The sequence below is a fragment of the Nocardioides sp. genome, from assembly GCF_035481145.1.
In the GTDB taxonomy this organism is placed as follows: domain Bacteria; phylum Actinomycetota; class Actinomycetes; order Propionibacteriales; family Nocardioidaceae; genus Nocardioides.
Genome location: NZ_DATIHB010000046.1, coordinates 1 through 14,020 on the forward strand (window position 1 = coordinate 1; position 14,020 = coordinate 14,020).

Genomic DNA, 14,020 nt, shown 5'->3' on the forward strand with positions numbered 1-14,020 from the left:
GGTCTCCGCGACCCGGCCGGCTGACCCCGATGAAGAACGCACCCACCCACCCCGTCTCGACGGTTCTGCACCGTCGCCCACGGATTCGCCTCACCCTGCTGGCCCTGCCGCCGATGCTCTGGCTCGGGGTCGCCTACCTCGCCGCCCTGGCGGCGCTCCTCGTCACTGCCTTCTGGGGCCAGGACGGCTTCACCGGCGCGGTCGTGCGCGAGTGGAACGTCGACAACTTCGTCCAGCTCTGGGGGACCGAGGTCTATCGGACGATCACGTTCCGCACGCTCGGCATCGCCGCGCTGGTGACCGTCGTCGACGCCGCGCTCGCGTTCCCGATCGCGCTCTACATGGCCAAGGTCGCCTCTCCCCGGCTGCGCCGGATCCTGGTGATCGCGGTGCTCACGCCGCTGTGGGCGAGCTACCTGGTCAAGGCCTACGCCTGGCGGATCATGTTCTCCGAGGGCGGCGTCGTCTCGGACGTACTCGGCCCGCTGGGGCTGGACTCGCCCGGCTACGGCATGACCGCGACCATCGTGACGCTGGCCTACCTGTGGCTGCCGTTCATGGTCCTGCCGATCTACGCCGGCCTCGAGCGGCTGCCCGACTCGCTCCTGGAGGCCTCGGTCGACCTCGGCGCCCAGTCGCTGCACACGCTGCGCCGGGTGGTCGTGCCGACCGTCTTCCCCGCGGTGGTGGCCGGGTCGATCTTCACCTTCTCGCTCTCGCTGGGCGACTACATCACCGTGAAGATCGTGGGCGGCGCCGGCCAGATGCTCGGCAACGTCGTCTACGACAACGTCGGTGCGGCCAACAACCTGCCGTTCGCTGCAGCGGTGGCCACCGTGCCGATCCTGATCATGCTCGCCTACCTCGCAGCCGCCCGGCGTACCGGTGCGCTCGACAACGCCTAGGAGCCTGTCGTGACCTTCTCGCCCGCGTTCCGGATGACGCTCCGGATCCTCACCCTCGTCGCGCTCGGCGTCATCTACGTCCCGCTGGCGCTCGTGGTGATCAACTCGTTCAACGCGAGCATCACCTTCGCCTTCCCGCCGCAGGACTTCACCCTTGAGTGGTGGCGGCGTGCCGCAGAGAGCGACGGTGTCATCGACGCCCTCGTCGTGAGCCTGCAGGTCGCGGCGGTGGCGACGCTGATCTCACTGGTGCTCGGGACGATGGCGGCGCTCGCGCTACAGCGGTACCGGTTCTTCGGCCGCGACCAAGTCTCGCTGCTGATCATCCTGCCGATCGCGCTGCCCGGCATCGTCACCGGCATCGCGCTCAACAACGCGTTCAAGACCCTGCTCGGCTGGGACCTGGGGATGCTGACGATCATCGTCGCGCACGCGACGTTCTGCATCGTCACGGTCTTCAACAACGTGATCGCGCGCCTGCGCCGGATGGGCACCAACCTCGAGGAGGCCTCGGCAGACCTCGGGGCCTCGACGTTCACGACGTTCCGGCTGGTGACCTTCCCGGTGATGCGCTCGGCGCTCATCGCGGGTGGTGTGCTGTCGTTCGCGCTGTCGTTCGACGAGATCATCGTGACCACGTTCACGGCGGGCAGCCAGCAGAAGACGCTGCCGATCTGGATCCTGGAGAACCTCTTCCGGCCCAACCAGGGCCCCGTGGTCAATGTGGTCGCCGTGGTCCTGATCCTGCTCTCGGTGATCCCGATCTGGCTGTCGGAGCGGCTGGCCGGTGGGGTCGAGACGGCCGGGTCACGCTGAGGGCCGCGACGCCGCACCTACGCTGGTGCGGTGACCCGCCAGCACCACCGCCCGATGATCCCCGGGGACCGGTTCTTCGCCGCGCTCGAGAGCGGCATCGACCCGGCCGCCGTAACCGAGGCCGCGGAGGTCGCGGCCGCCGTGCTGGTCCGCGGAGCCCGAGCGGCGGGCGACGACGTCACCGCCCAACGGGTGCTGACGCTCGCCGACACCGAGGGCATGGAGACGCTGGCGGAGCTCTGGTCGCACGCGCCGGCGCACACCCTCGCCGGGTGCCTGTGGCGCCTCTACCTGCTGCGCGGGTGGGTCCACGCCGCGCCCCTCTCCGCTGCCGAGGAGTACGACGCGGGCCGCCACGCCGCCGAGGTCGCTCGCGTGGTGGCCGGTGTCTCGGAGCCGCCCGGTCCCGACGAGGTGCGGCTCATGGTCGACGACGTCCTGCGGGGCATCGTCCGCACCGACTTCGGCGACGTGCTGCTGCGCGCTGCGGCGTTCGCCCGGGTCGTCGCGGTGGGTCGCGCGAGCCTGGGGCACGCCAACCACGAGCCGGTGCTCACCCTGAGCGAGCAGCTCGAGTCGGCCGCGCACATCGAGCTCGACCACGGTCTCGCTTGAACATCCGCCCGAACCTGCAGTTGTGGTCACGCGAACCTGTACCTGCGGTCAGTCGAACCTGCAGTTGTGGTCACGCGAGCCTGGGCATGTGATCGAGGTGCGTGATGCACACGGTCGACCTACACTTCTCAGGTGTGCCGGGCCGTGGCAGCCCCGGGTCCCAAAATCAGCCGCTACGAGCGGCCACGCGCCGTGAGGCGCTCCCGGTCCGGCGCACTCACTCCGTGGTCACCCCTGCAGGTTCGTGTGACCACAAGTGCAAGGTCGCGCCTAGGGTGCACAACATGGACGCGACGTACGCACCGGAGGCCGACGGGCAGCCGGATCCGGGCGAGGTGGTCTGGGCCTGGGTGCCCTATGAGGACGACCCGAGCCGAGGGAAGGACCGCCCCGTGCTGCTGCTCGCCCGGGAGGGTGACCTCTGGCTCGCGCTCCCGATGACGTCGAAGGACCACGATCGCGACGCCGCGCAGGAAGCATCAGTCGGCCGCCACTGGATGGACGTCGGCACCGGCCCGTGGGACCACCGGGGCCGCGCGAGCGAGGTCCGGCTCGACCGTCTGCTCCACCTCGCGGGCTCCGCCGTACGCCGTGAGGGGGCTGCGCTCGACGCCGACCTCTTCGCCGCAGTGGTCGCGGCGGCAGCGCCGTACCTCACACCCGCGACCCCTGCCTGACGACCAGCGGGCCGCTAAGGTGGGGCCGCTGGGCTACTGGGGAAACGCGATGAGGAGGGCCTGCTGCCGTGAGGCGTTCCGTTCTGTTGGCCGCGATGACGATCGTCGCGACCGTTACTGCCGGCTGCACCTCCGACCCGTCCGCGGGCCCCGCTCCGTCGACGAGCGCCGCGAGCACGAGCCCGACCGGGAAGCCCACGGAGATCTCGTTCCTCGCCTACGGCGCACCCGCGGAGGTCAAGGGCTACCGCGCGATGGTCGCCGACTACAACACGGCGAACCCGGGCGTGAAGGTCGACCTGGTCGAGGTCGCGAGTGCCGACGCTGCACTGCGCCAGCTCCGCAAGGGTGAGGTGCCCGATGTCTTCCTGATGTCGCGCCGCGACCTGGGCGAGATCGTCGAGGGTGGCCTCAACCAGCACATCGACGAGCTCCTCGACTCCCGCGGTGTCGACTTCACCGACCAGTACAAGCGCGACAGCATCCGTGCCTTCTCGCACGACGAGCGCCTCGAGTGCATGCCCTACGGCATCTCGCCGATGGTCATGTACTACAACACGAACCTCCTCGACTTCGCCGAGATGCGCCAGGCCGGCCTGGACACCCCGCTCAACCACACGACGTGGACCTTCGAGCAGTTCGCGGAGGCTGCGAAGTTCGGCGCTCGCCGTGGTGCGAAGGGCGTCTACATCGACCCGAGCCTCAGCGGCCTCGCGCCGTTCGTCTACTCGGGAGGCGGCTCGCTCTTCGACGACGACCGCGACCCCCAGAGCCTGGACCTCTCCTCCGACGGGAGCCTCAAGGCGCTGACCACCTCGCTCGAGCTGCTCCGCAAGGGCGCGATCACGCCGACCCCGCGCGAGCTCCGGGCGACCAGCGCGCTGGAGATGTTCAAGGACGGCAAGCTGGCGATGATCGCCGGGTTCCGCACCCTGACGCCGGAGCTGCGCCGTGCACCGGGCCTGAGCTTCGACGTGATGCCGATGCCGGCGCTCTCCGATGACAAGACCCTCGGCGATGCGAGCGGCCTCTGCATCTCGGCCAACGCCGTCAACACCAGCGCCGCGGCGGACTTCGTCGTCCATGCGATCGGCAAGGACGCTGTCTCCGAGGTCGCCGAGGCGGGCTACCTGGTGCCGGCCAACAGTGAGGTCGCCGAGTCTGACGCCTTCCTGCAGAAGGACCGGATGCCCGCCCACAGCTACGTCTTCAACCGGTCGGTCAAGGACATCGTGACGCTGCCGCTGCTCGACTCGTGGCCGGCGCTCGAGCGTGCCGTCCACGCCGACGTCTACCAGCTCTTCTACAGCCGCCTCATCGACATCGAGGCGCTCACCGCGAAGATCGACGAGGCGTCGAAGGCGGTGCTCGCTCCCGAGGAGGAGTCGGAGAACCCGACGCCCTCGGCGACCGCGAGCGCGTCCGCCAACTGACCACAACGCACGTCTCGCGTGACCACAACGCACGTCTCGGCGCTGGTGGACGCGGAGGTGGTCAGGCGTCCGGCGTGGGTGGCGCGACGTCCCCGGCGAGGATCGCGTCGCGCAGGAGCGGAGCGACCAGCTCCACCTGCCACGGCCGGGCGCCGTACGCCGCGAGCTGCTCGCCGACGGCGGCCAGCAGGTCCTCGGGCTGACGCGTGCGCGGCGGTGCCCACAGCAGCCGGCGCAACGAGTCGGGCTGGAGCAGCTGCTCGACCGGGGTGCTGACCTCTTCGCCGAGCGCCGCGATCGCCTCGCGCGCGTGCGCCAGGCGGCGGGCGGCGACCGGATCCTTCTCGGCCCACGCGCGCGGGACGGGTGGCCCGTCGCCACGCAGGGTGCGCGGGGGGAGCTCGGCCTCCGTAAGCGCGGCGGCCTCGCGGATCGCCGCGATCCAGCGGGTGGAGTAGCGCTCGGCGCCCCGGCCGTGGAATCCCTTCAAAGCCAGCAGGGCAGCACGGTCCTGGGGCATCGCCAGGGCGGCTTCGACGATCGCGGAGTCGGGGATGATCTTGCCGGGGGTCACGTCGCGCTCGGCAGCGATCGCGTTGCGCTCCTCCCAGAGCAGCTTCACCGCGGCGAGCCCGTGGCGGCCGCGGACCCGGTGCATCTGCGAGGTGCGGCGCCACGGGTCGACGCGGACGGTGGGCGTGAAGTCGAGGAGGTGCTCGAACTCCTGGCGTGCCCACTCGTCCTTCCCTGCGGCGACGAGCTCGGCCTTCATCAGCTCCCGCAGCTCGAGGAGGACCTCGACGTCGAGTGCGGCGTACTCGAGCCACGACTCGGGCAGGGGTCGCTTGGACCAGTCCGCGGCCGAGTGCTCCTTGCGCATCCGCTGCCCCAGCAGCGACTCCACGAGGGTGGCCAGGCCGACGCGCGGGTAGCCGAGCAGGCGCCCGGCGAGCTCGGTGTCGAAGAGCGAGGCCGGATGCAGACCGATCTCGGCGAGGCAGGCGAGGTCCTGCGTGGCAGCGTGGAGGATCCACTCGGTGCCCTCCAGTGCCTCCGCGAGCGGGGCCAACGTGGAGAGGCCGATCGGGTCGATCAGCGCGGTGCCGGCGCCCTCACGACGCAGCTGCACGAGGTAGGCGCGGGCGGAGTAGCGGTAGCCCGACGCGCGCTCGGCGTCGATCGCGACCGGGCCAGTGCCGGCGGCGAGCTTCGCGGCGTACGCCGCCAGGCCGGCGTCGGTGTCGATGATCGGGGGCAGGCCGTCGCGCAGGATCAGCAGAGGAGCGGGCTGGACAGCCTCGACGTCGGAGGAGGCGGACGCCTCGTCGTTCGGCTCGGGAGCGGCGGGGTCGGTCACGTTCAGCGCTGCCCTCGGCGACTCGGCATGGCGGCGACGCCCTCGGGGACCGGCTCGAGACCGACGGCGGTGCAGAGCAGCTCGGCCCATGCCTCGACGTGGCTGGCGATGTCGAGGGAGTCGGGGGTCCATGACGCGCGGATCTCGAGCTGCGCTGAGCCCTCGTCGTCGGACATGCCGCCGAAGCCCTCCGTGGCGACCCGCGTGACCGTGCCGGAGGCGGCGTGGAACGTCGCACCGTGTGCCTCGAGCGCCTCGGTGAGCCACGCCCAGCCGACCTCGGCCAACAGCGGGTCGGTGATCATCGACGGATCGATCTCGGCGCGGGCGTAGGCGACGCAGCGGTACTCGCCCTGCCAGGCGTCGTTGCCCGCCGGGTCGTGGAGCAGGATGATCCGGCCGGTGCCGAGGTCCTCGTCGTCGACGGTGACGTCGGCGCTCAGCGCGGCGGCGTACGGCGCGATGCGCTGGGGAGCGGGCATGTCCTCGCAGAAGACCTCGCTGCGCAGCTTCGCCGAGCGCATGCTGGCGACGGCGCGACGGAACTCTTCGGGCTGGAGGGGCGCGCCCGGGCTCGGGGGCGTCTCCTGACGGACGACCATGTCCATCAGGGTAGGACTGGTCACACTTGTCGATGTCCTGCCACGCCGCGGCACCTGCGAGGATTGCCCTGTGACTCCCACGACTCCGGCCGACGTCCCCCGTCAGTCCGCCACGAGCGACTCCGCCTTCCTCCGTGCTGCGCGCGGTGAGTCGGTGCCGCACACGCCGGTCTGGTTCATGCGCCAGGCAGGGCGGTCACTGCCGGAGTACCTCAAGGTCCGCGAGGGCATCGGGATGCTCGACTCCTGCATGGACCCCGACCTGGTCACAGAGATCACGCTGCAGCCCGTCCGTCGCTACGGCGTCGATGCGGCGATCTTCTTCTCCGACATCGTGCTGCCGCTCAAGGCCGTCGGTGTCGACCTCGACATCAAGCCCGGCATCGGTCCGGTCGTGGCGTCGCCGGTCCGCACGCTCGCCGACGTCGAGGCGATCCCGGACCTGGTGCCCGAGCACGTCGCGTACATCACCCAGGCGGTGAAGCAGCTCGTGCCCGAGCTCGGTCCGACGCCGCTGATCGGCTTCGCCGGTGCGCCCTTCACGGTCGCCAGCTACCTCGTCGAGGGTGGCCCCTCCAAGGAGCACGCGAAGACCAAGGCGATGATGCACAGCGCCCCCGAGGTCTGGGACGCGCTCATGCGCAAGATCGCGCAGCACTCCGCGGCATACCTCCGGGTGCAGGTCGCGGCCGGTGCCTCCGCCGTCCAGCTCTTCGACTCATGGGCCGGCGCGCTGACGCCGCGCGACTACGTCGAGCACGTGATGCCGCACTCCGCCCGCGTGCTGTCCGAGGTCTCCGGCCTCGGCGTCCCGAAGATCCACTTCGGCGTGGGGACGACGAACCTGCTGACGCTCATGGGCGAGGCCGGTGCCGACGTGGTGGGCGTCGACTGGCGCACGCCGCTGGCCGACGGCATCGCCCGCGTGGGTGATCGCGGTGTCCAGGGCAACCTCGACCCGACGCTGGTCTTCGCGCCGACCGAGGTGATGCTCGAGCGTGCCGCTGAGGTGATCGAGGCCGGCCGCGCTGCCAAGGGCCACATCTTCAACCTGGGGCACGGCGTCATCCCGTCGACGGACCCCGACCAGCTCAAGAGGCTGACCGACTTCGTCCACTCCTACCCGCTGGGCTGACCGCCGCCTCACGCAGCGCGGAGCGAGCGCGCCTGCAGGATCAGCGCCTCGATCAGCCCGCGCGAGGCATCGGTCGCGCCCTCGCGCTGGCGGTGGAGGAGCACCAGTCGTACGCCCGCCGGGCTGTCACGGATCGGGCGCGTGGTGATCAGGCCGGTCCGGGCGAGCGGGTCCCCTTCGACGCTGTAGTCGGGGAGCACGGTCAGCCCGATGCCCTCGGCGACCATCAGCTTGCCCATCTCGGCTCCGTCGGTGCTGTGCCAGGTGCGCGGGAGGTCGCCGTCGAAGAGCCGATGCGCGAAGCGGTGCATGAGGTAGCCCGCGCGCATCCCGACGAACGGCTCGGCGCGCAGGTCGTCGGCGCCGACGTCCTCCTGGTCCGCGAGCGGGTGGTCCACCGGCAGTACGGCGACGGGCCGCCCCCGCTTCAGCTCGTACGCCGTCAGGCCGGCTGGCACGTCGTCTCCATCGAGCAGGTTGACGAGCCCGAAGTCGAGGCCGCCCTCCAGCAGTCCGAGGACGATCTCGTGCTGCTGCAGCGTCCGCAGGTCGATCGAGGTCTGTGGCCGCGCCGCGCGGAGGCGCTGGACGGCGGGAAGCAGGAGCACGCTCGTCGCTGCGTGCACTGAGCCGATCCGGAGCGCGTGGCCGGCTGCCGCTTCGCCCGCGGCCGCTGACCGGAGCCTGGTCACTGCCTCCAGGACGTCGCTCATGCGAGGGAGGAGCTCACGGCCAGCGCTGCTGAGCCGGGCCCCGGATCGCTGCCGCTCGAGGAGCTCGACACCCAGCTCGCGCTCCAGCCGGGCGAGGGCGTCGCTCATGGCCGGCTGTGAGACGTGCAGGCGCTCGGCGGCCCGGCGTACGGACCCGTGCTCGGTGACGGCGAGCAGGTACTGCAGCTGTTCGATGCGCATCCGCGCTCCCGGTGATCGGTGACGGCGAGGGGGTGATCGCGGATCCCGTCCACGCATCGCTGGATAATGTGTAGTGAAATACTACTATTAAACCGAAAGGAGGTCGACCATGGAGAACACCGCGATGCAGCACCGCCCCGCCGCCCGGCCGGTCGACCCCTGTCGCTGTCGCTGTCGCTGAACCGTGACCCCTTCCCTCATGCCGACCCGTCGGCGTGCGTCGCTCGGGCGATGCCTCGTACCCGGACGCTGCCAGACCCTGCTCCGGCCTGCCCCCTTCCAGGAAGCCTCATGATCGAGATCTCCGGACTGACCAAGTCCTATGGATCGACCACCGTGCTCGACGGCATCGACCTGACCTTCGGTGACGCGCAGATCGGTGCCGTCGTCGGCCCGAGCGGTGCCGGCAAGAGCACCTTGGCGCGCACCGTGAACCTGCTCGAGCGCCCGACCAGCGGCACCATCACCGTCAACGGTCGCGACCTCACTGCGCTCTCGGGACGCGAGCTGCGCGCAGCCCGCCGTGAGATCGGCACCGTCTTCCAGTCCGCCAACCTGCTCCGGCGACTGACCGCTGCGGAGAACGTCGCGCTGCCGCTGCGCCACTACGGCGTCTCCGACGTCGAGGTGCGGCGTCGGGTCCACGAGCTGCTCGACCGCGTGGGCATGCTGCACCGCGCCGCCCACTACCCGTCGCAGCTCTCCGGCGGGCAGCGCCAGCGCATCGGCATCGCCCGCGGGCTCGCGCTCGCGCCGTCTGTGTTGCTGAGCGACGAGGCGACCTCGGGGCTCGACCCCGACTCGACGCAGTCGATCCTGACGCTCCTGCGCGAGCTCCGCGACGATCTCGGGGTCACGATCCTGGTCATCACCCACGAGATGGACGTGGTGCGCGGGATCGCCGACCAGGTGGCACGGCTCGACCACGGCCGGATCGTCGAGCGCGGCTCGGTCGCGGACGTCGTACGGCGCTCCGACTCCGAGCTCTCCCGGGCCCTGCTGCCGCTGCCACCCGCCGTCCTGGCCCCGCCGGGTCACCGGACCTGGAGCCTGCGCTACGACATCGCGTCGGTCTCGCCGTTCTGGGTCGCGGGCGTGGGCCGCGAGGTCGGTGCTGACATCGCCGTGCTCTCCGCCCTCATCGAGGAAGCGGGCCGCGGGAGCGTCGGGCGGGTCACGATCGCGGTCGACCCTGCTGTCGACGACCATGTGCTCGAGCGAGTGCTCGCCCGTCACGGCCTGGTCCCCGAGCGTGCCGTGCTGCGTGCCGTGCCGGGCGCGGAGCCCGCGGCATGAACGTCCTGATCTCGACGCCCTGGGCCGACGTGCCCTCACTGCTCGGCCCGGCGCTGAGCGAGACGGTCCGCCTCGTGGGGCTGGTCATGGCCGTCGTCGTCGTTCTCGGGCTCCCGCTCGGCCTGCTCATCTTCCACACCTCCCCGCTCGGGCTGGCCCCCAACCGGGCGCTCCACGTCTCGATCAGCTGGATCGCCAACCTGGGCCGCTCGCTGCCGTTCCTGGTGCTGATGGCCGCCCTGATCCCGGTCACGAAGCTGGTCTTCGGCACCACGATCGGCTTCCAGGCGGCCCTCATCCCGATGGCGGTGGCCGGCACCGCGTTCTTCGCGCGGATCACCGAGAACGCCGTCCGGGAGGTGCCGCGCGAGCTCCTCGACGTCGGTCTCGCCGGTGGGAGCACGCGCTGGCAGATCGTCTCCGGCATCCAGCTCAAGGAGGCGGTGCCGGGGCTCGTCGCCGGCTTCACCCTCAACCTGGTCGCGATGATCGAGTACTCCGCGATCGCGGGTGCCATCGGCTCCGGCGGAGTGGGCTACCTCGCCGTCAACTACGGCTACCGGCGCTTCGATCAGAACATCATGCTCGCCTGTATCTGCGTCCTGGTCCTGTTGGTCCAGGCGATCCAGTTCAGCGGTGACCGCGCCGTTCGTGCACTGACCCGCTGACCCTTCCCGGCCACCGCCGACCCCTCCTGCGTCGCACTCCCGCGGCGCGGTCCTCTCCTCCTGCAAGGAACCTCTCATGTCACTCACTGACCGCAACGCACCCGGCCACCGCGCACTCGACGATGTCGACCTCGGCCTCGGCGGTGGCCGACGCCGACTGCTCGTCGTCCTCGCTGTCGTCCTCGCCGTCATCGTCGCGGCCCTCGTCGCCTGGCGGGTGGTCGGCGGAGACGACGACGCCTCCGCCGCTGCCGACGGCAGCCACTTCGGCAACGAGTTCCAGATCGCCTACCAGGCGAGCTCGGCCAGCGAGCGGGCCTTCCTCGAGTTCCTGGGCAAGGAGATCGCGCCCGAGCACGGCGTCACGATCAAGCCGGTCGGCATCGAGGACGGCAACCAGCTCGACCAGGCGACTGCCGACGGGAAGTACATCGCCAACATCTACCAGCACAAGCACTGGCTCAAGCAGGTCACCGACGCCACCGGCTGGAAGCTGACCGCGCTCGGGCCGGTCTTCCAGTGGTCCTACTCGATCTACTCGGAGAAGCACGACAGCTTCGAGGACCTGCCGAAGGGCGCGACGATCGCGCTGCTCAACGACCCGGCCAACACCGCCCAGGCGCTGTGGATCCTCGAGCGTGAGGGCGCGATCACCTTCAAGGACGGCGTCGAGCCCTGGGCCGCCACCGAGCAGGACATCGACGCCAACCCCAAGGGCCTGAAGTTCCAGTACATCGAGTACGGCTCCGGCCCGCGCTCGCTGCCGTCCGTGGACGCCGTCATCGACTACAACATGAGCTTCGTCGATGCCGATACGCCGGACTCCCAGCGCATCCTCGCGCCGGCGGCGCCGAAGGAGTTCGCCGGCCAGCTCGTCGTCGGCACCGACTACGAGGACGACCCGCAGGTCGCGGTACTCGAGGAGATCTTCTTCGACCCGCGCGTCCAGGAGTACCTCGAGTCCAACGATGACCCGGCCCTGCAGGGGCAGCTCGCGCCCGTCTCTGCCAGCTGACCACGACGACGTATCCGCCGCCCATCCGAAGGAGCAGCACCATGACCACGGCCAGCACGACACCTCCCGCCACGAAGGCGGTCGTCCGCCCCGGAACCCCGGAGTGGACCAGGCTCCTCGAGCGGATCGCCGAGGGCGCCTCGGACCGCGAGCGCGACAGGGTCGCACCGCACGACCTGATCGCCCTGGTCAAGGGAGCCGGTGTCGGCCGGCTCCGGGTGCCCGAGGAGCTCGGCGGTGCCGGGCTCAGGATCCCGCAGCTCTTCGCGGCGCTGATCGACCTCGCGGAGGCGGACTCGGCTGTCCCTCACATCCTGCGGACGCACTTCTGGTTCGTGGAGCAGCACCTGCAGGCGATCGAGGACCCGGCCTTCCGTCGCCGGCTGGTCGCGCTGGCCGGCGCCGACGAGCTCGTCGGCAACGGGTTCAGCGAGCAGAGTCGCAAGCCGGTGGGGCTGTACTTCGACACCGCCTTCACGCCTGATGGCGACGGCTTCCGCCTCAACGGCACGAAGTTCTACTCCACCGGGTCGATCTACTCCGACCACACCCAGATCTGGGCAGCCGCACCAGACGGTCGCATCGCGGGCGCGGTGATCCCGGTGGACCGCGAGGGGGTCACCATCCTCGACGACTGGGACGGCTTCGGCCAGCGCCTCACCGGCACGGGCACGACGCAGCTGGACAACGTGCGGGTCGAGGCCGAGGAGTTCTTCGACCTCGGCGAGCCCGACCCGGCCGACCCGGTGCCCGGCTACCAGGGAGCGTTCCTGCAGCTCTTCCTGCAGGCGGTCACGGCCGGGATCCTGCGCAGCGTGCGCAACGACGCGGTCGCGCTGCTGAAGCGGCGTGCCCGCAACTACAGCCACGCGGGGTCGCCCCAGGGACCGGCCGCGGACCGGCAGGTGCTGCAGGTGGTCGGCGAGATCTCGGCGGACGTGTTCGCCGCGGAGGCGATCGTGCTGAAGGCCGCCGAGGCGCTCCAGCTTGCTGCCGACTCGGTGGTCGACGGCGTCCCGGCGGTGGAAGCGGCGGATGCCGCCCAGCTCGCGGCGGCGCAGGCCAAGGTCGCGATCGACCGGTTCTCCTACGCGACCGCAGCGCGCCTCTTCGACGTCGGCGGTACGTCGGCGACGCAGGCCGTCCACAACCTCGACCGGCACTGGCGCAACGTCCGCACGATCTCGACGCACAACCCGACGTTCCTGAAGGCCTCGGCCGTCGGCGACCACCTGGTCAACGGCACCGGCTTCCCGGCCAACGCCTACTTCTGACCAAGACCTCCCTTCCAACGACGAAAGCGAGCACCACCATGACCCTCTCCGTGAACGAAGCACTGAAGGCCTCTCCCTGGACCGGCCAGCCGGTCCCGACCACCGCCGAGGGCTGGATCGCCCGCGCGGCCGAGGTCGCCGGCATCCTCGCCGTCGACGCGGTGGAGCGCGATCGCGCCCAGGCCGTGCCGCAGGCCGAGGTGGACCTTCTCAAGGCTGCCGGTCTGGTCACCCTCCTCGGCCCGGCCGCGCACGGCGGGGCGGAGCAGCCGTGGACCGTGGCCTACAAGGTGATCCGCGAGGTCGCTTCGGGCGACGGCTCCATCGGCCAGCTGCTGGCCTACCACTACCTGTGGGCCTGGGCAGTACGTCTCGTCGGCACCGTCGACCAGGTCGCCGCCGTCGAGGAGCTCTACACCACGAACAACCTCTTCTTCGGTGGTGCGGTGAACCCGCGCGACAACGACCTGGTCATCACCGATCTGGGCGAGGAGATCGAGTTCAACGGGCGGAAGACCTTCTCGACCGGCTCGAGGATCAGCGACCTGACCGTCCTGGAAGGTGTCCTCGACGGCACCGACAAGCACATCTTCGCGATCGTGCCGAGCAAGCAGGACGGCATCGTCTACAAGGACGACTGGGACAACCTCGGCCAGCGGCTGACCGAGTCGGGTGGTGTCGAGATCCGCGGTGTCCGTGTGCCGTGGGCGGCGGCCGCCGGCTATGTGGACAAGGAGTTCGCGCCGTTCGAGCCGCTGAACTACGCCACCCTCAACCTCCCGGCCATCCAGCAGGTCTTCACCGAGTTCTACCTGGGCATCGCCAAGGGTGCGTTGAAGGCCGGCACGGCGTACACGCAGGACGTCACGCGTGCCTGGCCCTACGGCGGTGACAACAAGGAGAAGGCGACCGAGGAGTGGTACATCCTCGAGGGCTACGGCCGTCTGCAGGCAGACCTGTGGGCTGCCGAGGCGCTGGCGGACGCGGCAGGGGAGGAGCTCGCCGGTCTGCTGCACGCCGAGCGTGAGTCGATCACTCCGGAACAGCGTGGCCACGCGGCCGTCCGCATCGCCGCCGCCAAGGTCAAGGCGGTCGACATCGCCCTCGAGGCCGGGACCAAGGTCTACGAGCTGACGGGCGCCCGCGCGACCAGCAACCAGGTCGGCCTCGACATCTTCTGGCGCAACATCCGCACGCACTCGCTGCACGATCCGGTGGCCTACAAGCGCCGTGAGGTCGGCGAGTTCGCACTGCTCAACAAGGTGCCCGAGCCCACCTGGTACACGTGATCACCCGCCGGCCCGGTGACAGGT

At 70.5% G+C, this 14,020-nt stretch carries 14 protein-coding genes; 11 read left to right on the top strand and 3 right to left on the bottom strand.

The features are described from left to right. Window positions 1-29 precede the first annotated feature (29 nt). The 5 genes from VLF38_RS03895 to VLF38_RS03915 all read left to right on the top strand — a co-directional run bounded on the left by VLF38_RS03895 (window position 30) and on the right by VLF38_RS03915 (window position 4,446). On the top strand, window positions 30-905 hold the full coding sequence (locus VLF38_RS03895; protein WP_414689359.1) for an ABC transporter permease: 876 nt from the start codon (window positions 30-32) through the stop codon (window positions 903-905). Window positions 906-914: 9 nt separating this feature from the next. Then, entirely contained in the window at window positions 915-1,721 is an 807-nt protein-coding gene (locus tag VLF38_RS03900) for an ABC transporter permease (protein ID WP_325269973.1), read from the top strand. Between the two features lie 30 nt (window positions 1,722-1,751). Then, window positions 1,752-2,336: a hypothetical protein gene (locus tag VLF38_RS03905; protein WP_325269974.1), complete on the top strand. Its 585-nt coding sequence runs from the start codon at window positions 1,752-1,754 to the stop codon at window positions 2,334-2,336. Window positions 2,337-2,620: 284 nt separating this feature from the next. Continuing rightward, the gene (locus VLF38_RS03910) at window positions 2,621-3,013 is read left to right on the top strand and encodes a type II toxin-antitoxin system PemK/MazF family toxin (protein ID WP_325269975.1); all 393 of its coding nucleotides are present in this window, start codon (window positions 2,621-2,623) and stop codon (window positions 3,011-3,013) included. A gap of 68 nt (window positions 3,014-3,081) precedes the next feature. Continuing rightward, the gene (locus tag VLF38_RS03915; protein WP_325269976.1) at window positions 3,082-4,446 is read left to right on the top strand and encodes an ABC transporter substrate-binding protein; all 1,365 of its coding nucleotides are present in this window, start codon (window positions 3,082-3,084) and stop codon (window positions 4,444-4,446) included. Window positions 4,447-4,507: 61 nt separating this feature from the next. On the opposite strand, the gene VLF38_RS03920 is transcribed toward VLF38_RS03915, so the two are convergent. After that, entirely contained in the window at window positions 4,508-5,803 is a 1,296-nt protein-coding gene (locus VLF38_RS03920) for a ribonuclease D (protein ID WP_325269977.1), read from the bottom strand. A 2-nt stretch (window positions 5,804-5,805) separates the two neighbouring features. Beyond that, window positions 5,806-6,405 carry a DUF3000 domain-containing protein gene (locus VLF38_RS03925; protein ID WP_325269978.1) on the bottom strand — a complete coding sequence of 200 codons (600 nt, stop codon included), beginning with the start codon at window positions 6,403-6,405 and terminating at the stop codon, window positions 5,806-5,808. 70 nt (window positions 6,406-6,475) lie between these two features. Here VLF38_RS03925 and hemE point away from each other — a divergent pair, with 70 nt between their 5' ends. Next, complete coding sequence (hemE, locus tag VLF38_RS03930) at window positions 6,476-7,540, top strand: uroporphyrinogen decarboxylase (protein WP_325269979.1); 1,065 nt, start codon at window positions 6,476-6,478, stop codon at window positions 7,538-7,540. 8 nt (window positions 7,541-7,548) lie between these two features. On the opposite strand, the gene VLF38_RS03935 is transcribed toward hemE, so the two are convergent. Next, on the bottom strand, window positions 7,549-8,454 hold the full coding sequence (locus VLF38_RS03935; protein ID WP_325269980.1) for a LysR family transcriptional regulator: 906 nt from the start codon (window positions 8,452-8,454) through the stop codon (window positions 7,549-7,551). A 291-nt stretch (window positions 8,455-8,745) separates the two neighbouring features. Between VLF38_RS03935 and VLF38_RS03940 the strand changes: the two genes are divergently transcribed. The 5 genes from VLF38_RS03940 (at window position 8,746) to VLF38_RS03960 (ending at window position 13,996) form a co-directional block, all read left to right on the top strand. Next, window positions 8,746-9,750 carry a methionine ABC transporter ATP-binding protein gene (locus VLF38_RS03940; RefSeq protein ID WP_325269981.1) on the top strand — a complete coding sequence of 335 codons (1,005 nt, stop codon included), beginning with the start codon at window positions 8,746-8,748 and terminating at the stop codon, window positions 9,748-9,750. After that, on the top strand, window positions 9,747-10,418 hold the full coding sequence (locus VLF38_RS03945) for a methionine ABC transporter permease (protein WP_325269982.1): 672 nt from the start codon (window positions 9,747-9,749) through the stop codon (window positions 10,416-10,418). The genes VLF38_RS03940 and VLF38_RS03945 overlap by 4 nt, the downstream gene beginning before the upstream one ends. A 76-nt stretch (window positions 10,419-10,494) precedes the next feature. After that, on the top strand, window positions 10,495-11,433 hold the full coding sequence (locus VLF38_RS03950) for a MetQ/NlpA family ABC transporter substrate-binding protein (protein WP_325269983.1): 939 nt from the start codon (window positions 10,495-10,497) through the stop codon (window positions 11,431-11,433). A 41-nt stretch (window positions 11,434-11,474) separates the two neighbouring features. Then, a complete protein-coding gene (locus tag VLF38_RS03955) occupies window positions 11,475-12,707 on the top strand; it encodes an acyl-CoA dehydrogenase family protein (protein ID WP_325269984.1) in 1,233 nt (410 codons plus the stop codon). Between the two features lie 50 nt (window positions 12,708-12,757). Then, entirely contained in the window at window positions 12,758-13,996 is a 1,239-nt protein-coding gene (locus VLF38_RS03960) for an acyl-CoA dehydrogenase family protein (protein ID WP_325269985.1), read from the top strand. The last annotated feature ends 24 nt before the right edge of the window (window positions 13,997-14,020 follow it).

What these genes read in the sequence shown, in the direction of transcription:
- VLF38_RS03895 (WP_414689359.1), top strand. Translation starts at nt 30, where the DNA reads ATGAAGAACGCACCCACCCACCCCGTCTCGACGGTTCTGCACCGTCGC.
- VLF38_RS03910 (WP_325269975.1), top strand. Translation starts at nt 2,621, where the DNA reads ATGGACGCGACGTACGCACCGGAGGCCGACGGGCAGCCGGATCCGGGC.
- VLF38_RS03925 (WP_325269978.1), bottom strand. Translation starts at nt 6,405, where the DNA reads ATGGTCGTCCGTCAGGAGACGCCCCCGAGCCCGGGCGCGCCCCTCCAG.
- VLF38_RS03935 (WP_325269980.1), bottom strand. Translation starts at nt 8,454, where the DNA reads ATGCGCATCGAACAGCTGCAGTACCTGCTCGCCGTCACCGAGCACGGG.
- VLF38_RS03940 (WP_325269981.1), top strand. Translation starts at nt 8,746, where the DNA reads ATGATCGAGATCTCCGGACTGACCAAGTCCTATGGATCGACCACCGTG.
- VLF38_RS03945 (WP_325269982.1), top strand. Translation starts at nt 9,747, where the DNA reads ATGAACGTCCTGATCTCGACGCCCTGGGCCGACGTGCCCTCACTGCTC.
- VLF38_RS03950 (WP_325269983.1), top strand. Translation starts at nt 10,495, where the DNA reads ATGTCACTCACTGACCGCAACGCACCCGGCCACCGCGCACTCGACGAT.
- VLF38_RS03955 (WP_325269984.1), top strand. Translation starts at nt 11,475, where the DNA reads ATGACCACGGCCAGCACGACACCTCCCGCCACGAAGGCGGTCGTCCGC.